This is a genomic window from Victivallis sp., assembly GCF_048170485.1.
In the GTDB taxonomy this organism is placed as follows: Bacteria; Verrucomicrobiota; Lentisphaeria; order Victivallales; family Victivallaceae; genus Victivallis.
In genome coordinates this window covers 1-9,380 of the sequence record NZ_DBEXAY010000086.1, presented here as the reverse complement: position 1 = coordinate 9,380, position 9,380 = coordinate 1, and the positions used below count along the sequence as shown (strand labels likewise).

Genomic DNA, 9,380 nt, shown 5'->3' with positions numbered 1-9,380 from the left:
AAAAATATTTTTTTATCGATTTGATTTTTTCTCCGGGCGGGCCTATTCTTAGTGATAAGCCAACCTCAACCAGGGAGAAAAAACATGAGTTGTAAGTGCCATGAAGGCTCCGGAACCGGCGTCCGTTCACCGGAAGATGCGGAGAAATTTGATGAACTGGATCGCTACATCACATCCCTTCTTGACAACCAGACACCGGAACGGCGCCGGGGATCTCTGATTCAGGTCCTTCACCGGGCACAGCATCTTTTCGGCTATCTCTCCGAAGAGGTCCAGAAATTCGTCTCATCACGCCTCCAGCTGCCCCGGGCTGAGATCTACGGGGTGATCAGTTTTTACAGCTATTTCACCGACCAGCCGGTCGGCCGCTATAAGATCAATGTCTGCACCGGAACCGCCTGCTTTGTCAAAGGGGCGCCAAAGGTGCTCGATGAATTCAAACGGCGCCTCAATATTTCCGAAGGGCAGAGCACCGCGGATGGAAAGTTCTTTCTCGGTGCGCTCCGCTGCGTCGGCGCGTGCAGTCTTGCCCCTGTCGTCATGGTCAATGACAAGGTCTACGGAAACGTCACCGCCGAAAAGGTCGCCGGCATCCTCGCCGACTGCGCTGACTGAAACGTTACAATTTCGAATCAATTGAGGTACTGCCGATGAAAATCGATACTCCCGCCGCTCTGGAGCGGATTGCCGAAGAACTTGACAACCGGCCGCAACCGCCGGTCAAACTGCTCGTTTCGATGGGAACCTGCGGCATCGCCGCCGGAACCACTCCCGTCTTGAAAGCCATCTATCAGGAGATTGCCGAACGCCGGCTGGAAAACGCCATCGAGGTGAGCGAAGTCGGCTGTATGGGGCTCTGCTATGCGGAACCGGTCGTGATGTTCGTCGAACGCTCCACCGGCCGCAGAGTGATCTACGGCGAGGTTACGCCGCAGCAGGTGCCCGCCATCCTCGCCGCCGGAATCGACGGCGTCGCTCCCGGCACCCGCACACTCGAACGCAACTGGTACTATCCGGAGTTTGAAGAGCCCGCCCCCGGCGAACTGCAGGCGCGCATCGTCCTGCGCAACACCGGCCGGCTCAATCCGGAAAAGATCGATGAATACATCGCTGCCGGCGGTTACCGGGCGCTTGCGAAAGCTCTGACCACGATGACTTCGCAGGAGGTGATCGATCTCATCAGCGCCTCCGGGTTGCGCGGCCGCGGAGGCGGCGGATTCCCCACCGGCCGCAAGTGGCAGTTCGCCGCCGATCAGAAGTCGGAGGAGAAGTTCATCATCTGCAACGCCGATGAAGGGGACCCCGGCGCCTTCATGGACCGCGCGGTTCTGGAGGGCGACCCCCACACCGTCCTGGAGGCGATGGCCATCGGCGGCTATGCGATCGGCGCACACACCGGCGTCATCTACATCCGCGCGGAGTATCCGCTGGCGGTCAAACGGCTCGATATCGCCATTTCGCAGGCGAAGGAGCGCGGCCTGCTCGGGAAGAACATCTTCGGCAGCGGTTTCGACTTCAACATCGAAATCAAATTCGGCGCCGGCGCCTTCGTCTGCGGCGAAGAGACCGCGCTGATTCATTCGATCGAGGGCAAGCGCGGCGAACCGACGGTGAAGCCGCCGTTCCCCGCCGTCGAAGGGCTGTGGAAGAAGCCGAGCGTGGTCAACAACGTCGAAACTTACGCCTGTATTGGTGCGATTGTCCGCAAGGGAGCGGAGTGGTTCCGGTCGATCGGTACGGCGGGTTCCCCGGGGACCAAAGTTTTTGCGCTGGCCGGCAAGATCTCCAAGGTGGGGCTCGCCGAAGTGCCGATGGGAACCACCCTCCGGCAGATCATCTACGAAATCGGCGACGGCATCAAAAACGGCCGCAAGTTCAAGGCTGTCCAGACCGGCGGCCCCTCCGGCGGCTGCATCACCGCGGCGAACCTCGATCTGCCGATCGACTATGAGGCGCTCAAGAAGATCGGTTCGATGATGGGGTCCGGCGGCATGATCGTCATGGACGAGGATGACTGCATGGTCAACATCGCCAAATTCTTCCTGGAGTTCACCCTCGACGAATCCTGCGGCAAGTGCACCCCCTGCCGGATCGGCAACCGCCGTATGTACGAGATGCTCGATGAGATCACCTCCGGGCGCGGCACGGTGGAGACCATCGAGAAGCTCAAAATGCTCTCCGCCACCATCAAGGACACCGCGCTTTGCGGACTCGGCCAGACCGCGCCGAATCCGGTGCTTTCGACGCTGGCGAATTTCGAGGAGGAATACCTCGCACATGTCCGTGAATCCCGCTGCCCGGCGGGCGTCTGCGCCAAGCTGATCCATTTCGAAATCTCCGACAAGTGCGTCGGCTGCGGCCTCTGTCTCCACCACTGCCCGGTCAACTGCATCACCGGCGAGCGCCGCGCCCGTCACGTGATCGATCAGAGCCGGTGCATCAAGTGCGGCGTCTGCTTCCAGACCTGCCGGTTTCACGCGGTGGAGAAGCACTGAAAGTTATTTGAGAACAGGAGATTTACCATATGAAAGTCAATCTGAAAATCAATGATCAGCCGGTGAGCGTCGAAGCCGGCTCCACGATTCTGGAAGCGGCGGAGAAGCTCGAAATCCGCATCCCGACTCTCTGCCATTTCTCGATGGATTGTTTCCATGTCGAACACCGTTGCGCCTCCTGCCGCGTCTGCGTGGTGGAGGTCGAGGGGCGCCCCAATCTCGCGCCGGCCTGTGCGACGCCGGTGACGGAAGGCATGGTGGTCCGCACCAATACACTGCGGGCGATCAATGCGCGCCGCACCATTCTCGACCTTCTGCTCTCCGACCATCCGAAGGATTGTCTCATCTGCCCGAAGAATCTGAACTGCCAGCTGCAGGCGCTGGCGCAGGAGATGGGGCTGCATCATCTCCTCTTCAAGGGGGAGCAGTCCACCTACAACCGCGACCTCTCCAGCAACGCGATTGCCCGCGACCTGGACAAGTGCATCATGTGCCGCCGCTGTGAAACTGCCTGCAATTCCGTACAGACGGTCGGCGTGCTCTCCGCCGTCGGCCGCGGTTTTCAGGCGGTGGTCGCTCCGGCCGGACTCAAGCCGCTGGCGGAAACGGAGTGCGTCTTCTGCGGGCAGTGTGTGCAGGCCTGTCCGGTCGGTGCGCTGAGTGAAATCGACAACAAATATTCGGTCTGGCGGGCGTTGAACGATCCAGCCAAAACGGTTGTGGTGCAGACCGCTCCGGCGGTCCGTGTCGCCATCGGCGAGAGCTTCGGTCTCGAACCCGGTTCGATCAGCACCGGGCGAATGGTGACTGCGTTGCGGATGCTCGGCTTCGACAAGGTGTTCGATACCGATTTCGCCGCCGACCTCACCATTATGGAGGAGACCACAGAGCTCATCGAGCGGGTCAAGAAGAACGAAAAACTGCCGATTCTGACCAGTTGCTGTCCCGGCTGGGTGAAGTTTCTGGAGCATCAGTTCCCGGAACTGCTTTACATGCCTTCGTCAGCGAAGTCGCCGCAGCAGATGTTCGGCGCGATCGCCAAGAGCTACTACGCGCAGAAGATCGGCGTCGCGCCGGAAAATCTGGTGGTCGTCTCGGTCATGCCCTGCCTCTCCAAGAAATACGAGGCGTCGCGCGAGGAGTTTTCGCACGACGGCGTCCGCGATGTCGATATCGTCATCTCCACCCGGGAACTCGCCGACATGATCCGCGAGGCGGGAATCCGTTTCGACCAGCTTGAAGAGCAGGAATACGACTCTCCGCTCGGCGAATCGACCGGTGCGGCGGTGATTTTCGGCGCCACCGGCGGCGTGCTGGAAGCGGCGCTGCGGACCGCCGCCGACTGGATCACCGGCAAGGATCTGCAGGAGATCGAATTCACCGCCGTTCGCGGTCTTGAGGGAATCAAGGAGGCGACGGTCGAAGTGGACGGGCTGTCGCTGCATGTCGCGGTCTGTTCCGGACTGGGCAATGCCCGGCGGTTGCTGGAACGGATTCAGAACGGCGAAGCCAGCTATCATGCGATTGAGATCATGGCCTGTCCGGGCGGCTGCCTCAACGGCGGCGGCCAGCCCTATCATCATGGCGACACCTCGATCCTCAAAAAACGCATGGAGGCACTCTATCGGGATGACCGAAACAAGCCGATCCGCAAGTCGCACAAGAATCCATCCATTATCCGGTTGTATGAGGAGTTTCTGGGGGAACCCGGCAGTCACGCCGCTCACAAGCTGCTCCATACCGCTTACGTGAACCGTCGCGACTGACGGATGCCAGTCAGAAAAATCGGGTTCGGAGAAAAGGAACTTCTCCGAACCCGTTTTTTCTGCTCGAACCGCGGTGCGGTGCTGTGTGTCAGGAGTGCTGTTGCGGCGGTTGCGCTGGCAGGACCGGCGGCTTCCAGTCTTTGTAAAGCGGCGCCTGGCGGCGGTTGATGTCCAGCCAGTGACGGGGGGCCCAGAGCCACTGAAGCGGTGCTTCGCGGATCATCTGCTCGAGCGCGGAGATGCACTGCTGCGTGATCGCCTGCACATCGACATCTTTGTTCCCCGTCGGGGTGTAGCGGATCAGTTTGCCGACCCGGAGGTCGAAATTGAAATTTTTGCCCGTCCGGAAGGTGAGTTCCGGCAGAATGGGAATCCCGGTCTTGAGATGGAGCAGGGCCGGCGTCATATGAACCCGGGCCGGATGGCCGAAGAAGACACATTCCACGCCTTCGTTGCCCGCGGCATGCTGGTCGATCAGCATGGTGACGTTCTTGCCCTTGTTGATTGCGCGCAGCACGGGGCGGATTCCTTCGGTCTTGTCGACGAGTTCATGCATTTTTCCGGCCCGGTGGGCCAGGATCATCTTGCCGATGAGCGGGTTGCCGAAAGAACGCATCATCGAGAGCATCGGAATGCGCGCCTTTTCGGAGAACGCCTCTCCGGCGACCTCCCAGTTGCCGAAGTGCGCGGTGATGATGATGACCTGGTGATTTTCATGGTCGGGGGAAAGCGCGTAGTCGATCGCCTCCGGATCGCCGGAGACGGTGATCTTTTCCGGCGAATAGAGCTGGTCCATCTTGACGATTTCGACCAGCAGTTTGCCGAATTCCCGGATGGAGGCGGCCGCCATGTGGACCGCTTCCCGGTGGTCCTTTGCGATACCGGCGTGCATCAGATGCTGGATGGAGCGCCGGCGGTGGCGCGGGTCGATGAAGAAGAGCATGCGGAAAAGGAAATCGCTGAAAGCGTATCCCCATTTCAGCGGCATCCAATGCAGAACGCGGTAGAGAAGGTAAAATGGAATATATTCCAGATAAATCCGGAATTTGGATTTTTCATGCCTGGAGCGTGCCATGAGTAGAGGGCCCTTTCCTGTTACAATTATTCCCGGTAATATACCACGGTTTCAGGTTTCCTGCCAGTCATTTTGAGAAAATGAGTTGATTTTTCTCTTTTTGGGGATACAATATGAAAATTGTATTGATTGGGAATCCGGACACAGGAGGCGGAGATGAAAAAATTTGCGGGAGTTCTTGCCGGAATCGCCGGAATATGTTCCGTCGTGCTCGGCGGTGTGCCGGAATATTCCGTCGATGCGCAGGGGAAGATGTGCATCACGCTGAACGGCGAAAAAATTCTGATGGAGGACGCGCCGGCGATGGTCGACGCCGACTGGCGGAGAGTGGCGGAATTTGCCGTCGCACCCGGTTTCCGGAAGGAGAACATGCCCAATGCCGTCTGTTCGTGGACGGATGGTTCCTCCGTGATGACCCGAAGCGTGGAGTCTCTGCCGGACGGCAAACTTCAACTCACCTGGAGCATGCGTTTCCTGAACGGCATTTCCGCGGCGCGACATGTGGAGCTGAACTGGTTTCTCACTGGCGCCCGGCAGGTGAAGCCGAGTGGAAATCCGCCTCGAACCTTGACGGTCGACGTCGGCGGAGAAACGGTGGAGATTGCATTTGCGGGATTTTCCATCCCGTGGGTTTTTGAACAGCAGCAGAAGTCGGGAATCCGGCTGGTTCTGGCGTGGAACTACGATCCTGCGGCCATCAACCGGATTGAATCGACCATGCTGATCCGAGTGATTCAGAAGAAGGAAGCTGAAGAAAAATGACGTATCAATATCGCACAGATGGACAGGTCTGCAGTCAGGCAATCCGGATTGAAATCCGGGATGACGGGCGCATCGGCGCCGTGGAGTTCGCCGGCGGCTGTCCCGGCAATCTGCAGGGAATCGGCAAGCTCGTTTCCGGCATGAAACCGGAGGAGGTGATCGAGCGGCTCAGCGGAATCCGTTGCGGCGGCAAACCCACCTCCTGCCCGGATCAGCTCGCCCGGGCGCTTCAGGCTATTTTGCGGAAGCGTGAGGGGAAATAACGCGGCCCGTTTTTCCTGCCCCGCCGATTGCGGCAGGGGAATCGATTCACGCCCTGCTCAATCGCCCGCAGAGAAGCGGCCACTCTTCCAGCCCGAAGAAGAGCAGATTGGCGTTGCGTTCCAGCGTCAGAACACCGTTTTCCCGGCGGAGGAGAAACCGCAGTCGATACGGTGTTTCATACAGGTGGGCAAGCACTTCCAGCGTTTCGTCATCCCGCCATGCCGCACTGGCGGCCATCCGGCGGAGACAGGAGCATCCGAAGCGGGTGTGGTTGTCAATCCGGCGCCCGAACCCGGCTTCCAGAATCTCTTCTCCGCCATTCCGGCGCAGAATCAGCCGGCAACTTGAGGCGGTCGATTCCAGTTGGAGCGTTTCCGCGCCGATGGTGTTCGGTTCGAATTCCACCGTCTCCCAGCGAATTTCCCGACCGGGACCGGGCAGAACCGGAAAGGCCGCGCCGGCGATCTTCGCCCGGAGCGCCTGCTGCTCCACCGCCGCTTCCGGCAGCGGTGCATCCTGCATGGCCGGCAGAAGAATCTCCCAGACCCGGTCGAGGACCGACTGCATGTTGCGCATGCCGCTGGTGACGGCGAGCGCGGCATCCTGGTCCGGCATGACCAATGCGTACTGGCCGAAGGCACCGTCACCCCGGTAGGCGTTGTGGCGGCAGCGCCAGAATTGAAATCCGTAGCCGACTTGCCAGTCCGGCTGTGTGTTCATGGAGTTGTCGATCTGAAACGAGGTGGCCAGCTCCAGATAATCCGCCGGGAGGATCTGCCGGCCAGCCCACCGGCCGCCGTCGAGCAGCAGCTGGGCGAAGCGGGCGATCTCTTCCGTGGTGAGACGGAATCCCCAGCCGCCGAGCTCGGTTCCCTGCGGGTCCTTTTCCCACTCCCGTTCGCCGAATCCGAGCGGAGCGAACAGTCGGGGACGCAGGTATTCGGTCAGATTTTCTCCGGTGAGGCGGCGGATGATCGCCGAAAGCATGTAGGTCGCTCCGGAGTTGTAGACGAACCGGCTGCCCGGCTCGTAGACGAGCGGACTGCGGAAGAAACTTTTGACGAAATCCGGCTCATGCCGGTTGATCATGTAGCAGAGGGCGCAGCGGTCGTGCCCGCTGGACATGGTCAGCAGATGGCGCACCGTCATGCGCAGAAAACGCGGATCAGGGTCTTCGGGCAGCTTTTCCGGAAAGAACTCCGCGATCCTGTCGTCGAGCTGAAGTTTTCCCTCCTGCCGGGCAAAACCGATTGCCGCCGAGGTGAAACTCTTGCTGAGCGAGAAGAGTTCATGTGGCACGTCGGGGCGGTAGGGGGCATTCCACAATTCCGCCGCCACTTTGCCGTGGCGGAGGAGCATGAAGCTGTGAACACTGTCGAGTTCCGCGAGAGAGTCGATAAAGCGGCTGATGGCGGAAGAGGAAATTCCAACGGATTCCGGTGTCGTGCGTAAAAGCATTCTGACGATTCTCCTGATGCATGATTACCTGGTTTAATTTGCCACAAATCCGGAGATTTTCCATTCAGGTTCGGGAAAAATCCACGAAAAACCTTCCCGACCCGGCAAAAAAACAGCGGGCTTGAAGCCCGCTGCCTTTCGCATTGTTCTGTCGCCGTCGCCTTACGGAATCAGCTTGAATGCCTTGACCAGGTCGGCGATCTGCGCATCGGTGATCGGCTTCATGCCGCCGAGGTTGCGGGCGCTGACCGTCGCCTTGGCGCTGTATTCGGCCACTTCCATGCGGTCGTAGGCTTCGAGCAGCGTCTTGCCGCTGGATACCATGCAGTCGTTCTGAATCAGAATGATCGGGTAGCGCGGCGAAAGCGTATCGGTAATCCGCTTGAGGTCGCGGTAGTTGGCGCCGTATTCGAAGGTCGGCATTTCGCGAAGCAGAATGTAACTTTCCGGAATGACCCGCGGATCGAACTTCTCATGCGCCACCGTGTACGCCATCAGGTGCGGCGGATTGGCAATGATCAGCGAATTGAGCTCCGGCTGCGCGTCGAAGATCGCTTTGAAGAACCACGCCGCCCGGCTGAGCTTGCGGCCGGATTCGTAGCGGAATCCCTTGACGAGCACCAGATCTTCCGGTTTGATGGTGCCGCGGTCAACGCCGCGCGGCGTGATCAGGAAACGCTCCTTGTCAACCCGCACAGCGAAAGTCCCTTCGGTACTGGTGAAGAGCATCTGCCGGTAGGCGCGGCGGATCAGTTCGGTCATCTGGTAGCGCAGCTCCATCTCCTCGCTCGTCCGGATCTCCGGGTCGAAGGGGCGGAAGTCTGTGTTGCGGTCGAGCATGCTGAACTCAATGTCGGTATCCGACAGGTAGTGCGGCGTGCCGATCTGCGTGGAACGGTTGATGAGGCGCGCGCAGAAATCCAGCGTTTCGAAACGCTGGAACGCCTGGAGCAGTGTCGCACCGGCAGTGCAGGCTCCGTGATTTTCCAGCAGAATCGTACTGTGTCCGGCGGAAAAGGCCGCCGCGACGTTCTTCCCGAGCGCTTCGCTGCCGGGAACCTCGTAGGGAGCGTAGCCGACCGTGCCGCAGATCATCTTCGCCGTCGGATGCACCGCCGTGTTCGGAATCTTCCCGGCGACGCTGAAGGAGACCAGCGCCGGCGGATGCGCGTGCAGAATCGCTTTCACATCCGGGCGAATCTTGTAGATGGCGCGGTGGAAGGGGAATTCACTCGAGGGCTTGTGGCGGCCGATCACCGTGCCGTCCGGCTTGACGCAGACGATGTCTTCGCGATGCAGCGTGCCTTTGTCGACACTGCCGGGGCTGATCCACATGTTTCCTTCGGAGTCGAGGATCGAGAGGTTTCCGCCGGAAGTCGTGGTCATGCCGTACCCGTAGATACGCTTCATGATCTCGACGATCTGGTCGCGCGGGTGTACGAAATTGGTTGTGTTCATTGAAACTACGCTTTCTCAATGAGGTTGAATGGCTCGGCATACTTTTGCCGTTCTTTTTAATATACACCATTTTATCGGTTTGGCAAGCGGTGGATCCATTGA

The 9,380-nt window shown here is 59.6% G+C and carries 8 protein-coding genes; 5 read left to right on the top strand and 3 right to left on the bottom strand.

Going from position 1 to position 9,380, the window contains the following annotated elements:
• The first annotated feature begins 84 nt into the window (after window positions 1-84).
• From ACMLHG_RS04665 to ACMLHG_RS04655, 3 genes are all read left to right on the top strand, one after another.
• A complete protein-coding gene (locus ACMLHG_RS04665) occupies window positions 85-615 on the top strand; it encodes a complex I 24 kDa subunit family protein (RefSeq protein WP_295807304.1) in 531 nt (176 codons plus the stop codon).
• A gap of 122 nt (window positions 616-737) precedes the next feature.
• Window positions 738-2,495 (top strand): NADH-ubiquinone oxidoreductase-F iron-sulfur binding region domain-containing protein, encoded by a 1,758-nt coding sequence (locus ACMLHG_RS04660; RefSeq protein ID WP_366943088.1) that lies wholly within the window; start codon window positions 738-740, stop codon window positions 2,493-2,495.
• Between the two features lie 29 nt (window positions 2,496-2,524).
• The gene (locus tag ACMLHG_RS04655; RefSeq protein WP_295807307.1) at window positions 2,525-4,261 is read left to right on the top strand and encodes an NADH-dependent [FeFe] hydrogenase, group A6; all 1,737 of its coding nucleotides are present in this window, start codon (window positions 2,525-2,527) and stop codon (window positions 4,259-4,261) included.
• 88 nt (window positions 4,262-4,349) lie between these two features.
• Here ACMLHG_RS04655 and ACMLHG_RS04650 read toward each other — a convergent pair whose 3' ends face one another.
• Window positions 4,350-5,336 (bottom strand): lysophospholipid acyltransferase family protein, encoded by a 987-nt coding sequence (locus tag ACMLHG_RS04650; RefSeq protein WP_417169715.1) that lies wholly within the window; start codon window positions 5,334-5,336, stop codon window positions 4,350-4,352.
• 156 nt (window positions 5,337-5,492) lie between these two features.
• Here ACMLHG_RS04650 and ACMLHG_RS04645 point away from each other — a divergent pair, with 156 nt between their 5' ends.
• Both ACMLHG_RS04645 and ACMLHG_RS04640 read left to right on the top strand, forming a co-directional pair.
• Window positions 5,493-6,098 carry a hypothetical protein gene (locus ACMLHG_RS04645; RefSeq protein ID WP_417169714.1) on the top strand — a complete coding sequence of 202 codons (606 nt, stop codon included), beginning with the start codon at window positions 5,493-5,495 and terminating at the stop codon, window positions 6,096-6,098.
• Window positions 6,095-6,361, top strand: a complete 267-nt coding sequence (locus ACMLHG_RS04640; RefSeq protein ID WP_294434357.1) for a TIGR03905 family TSCPD domain-containing protein — start codon at window positions 6,095-6,097, stop codon at window positions 6,359-6,361. Before ACMLHG_RS04645 ends, ACMLHG_RS04640 begins: the two co-directional genes overlap by 4 nt.
• A gap of 46 nt (window positions 6,362-6,407) precedes the next feature.
• On the opposite strand, the gene ACMLHG_RS04635 is transcribed toward ACMLHG_RS04640, so the two are convergent.
• Window positions 6,408-7,820, bottom strand: coding sequence for a serine hydrolase domain-containing protein (locus tag ACMLHG_RS04635; protein WP_295807316.1), 1,413 nt, complete (start codon window positions 7,818-7,820; stop codon window positions 6,408-6,410).
• 162 nt (window positions 7,821-7,982) lie between these two features.
• Window positions 7,983-9,278 (bottom strand): class II aldolase/adducin family protein, encoded by a 1,296-nt coding sequence (locus tag ACMLHG_RS04630; RefSeq protein WP_294434354.1) that lies wholly within the window; start codon window positions 9,276-9,278, stop codon window positions 7,983-7,985.
• Window positions 9,279-9,380: the final 102 nt, after the last annotated feature.

Coding starts and splice junctions, on each gene's coding strand:
- ACMLHG_RS04645 (WP_417169714.1), top strand. CDS start 5,493: ATGAAAAAATTTGCGGGAGTTCTTGCCGGAATCGCCGGAATATGTTCC.
- ACMLHG_RS04630 (WP_294434354.1), bottom strand. CDS start 9,278: ATGAACACAACCAATTTCGTACACCCGCGCGACCAGATCGTCGAGATC.
- ACMLHG_RS04635 (WP_295807316.1), bottom strand. CDS start 7,820: ATGCTTTTACGCACGACACCGGAATCCGTTGGAATTTCCTCTTCCGCC.
- ACMLHG_RS04660 (WP_366943088.1), top strand. CDS start 738: ATGGGAACCTGCGGCATCGCCGCCGGAACCACTCCCGTCTTGAAAGCC.
- ACMLHG_RS04640 (WP_294434357.1), top strand. CDS start 6,095: ATGACGTATCAATATCGCACAGATGGACAGGTCTGCAGTCAGGCAATC.
- ACMLHG_RS04650 (WP_417169715.1), bottom strand. CDS start 5,336: ATGGCACGCTCCAGGCATGAAAAATCCAAATTCCGGATTTATCTGGAA.
- ACMLHG_RS04665 (WP_295807304.1), top strand. CDS start 85: ATGAGTTGTAAGTGCCATGAAGGCTCCGGAACCGGCGTCCGTTCACCG.
- ACMLHG_RS04655 (WP_295807307.1), top strand. CDS start 2,525: ATGAAAGTCAATCTGAAAATCAATGATCAGCCGGTGAGCGTCGAAGCC.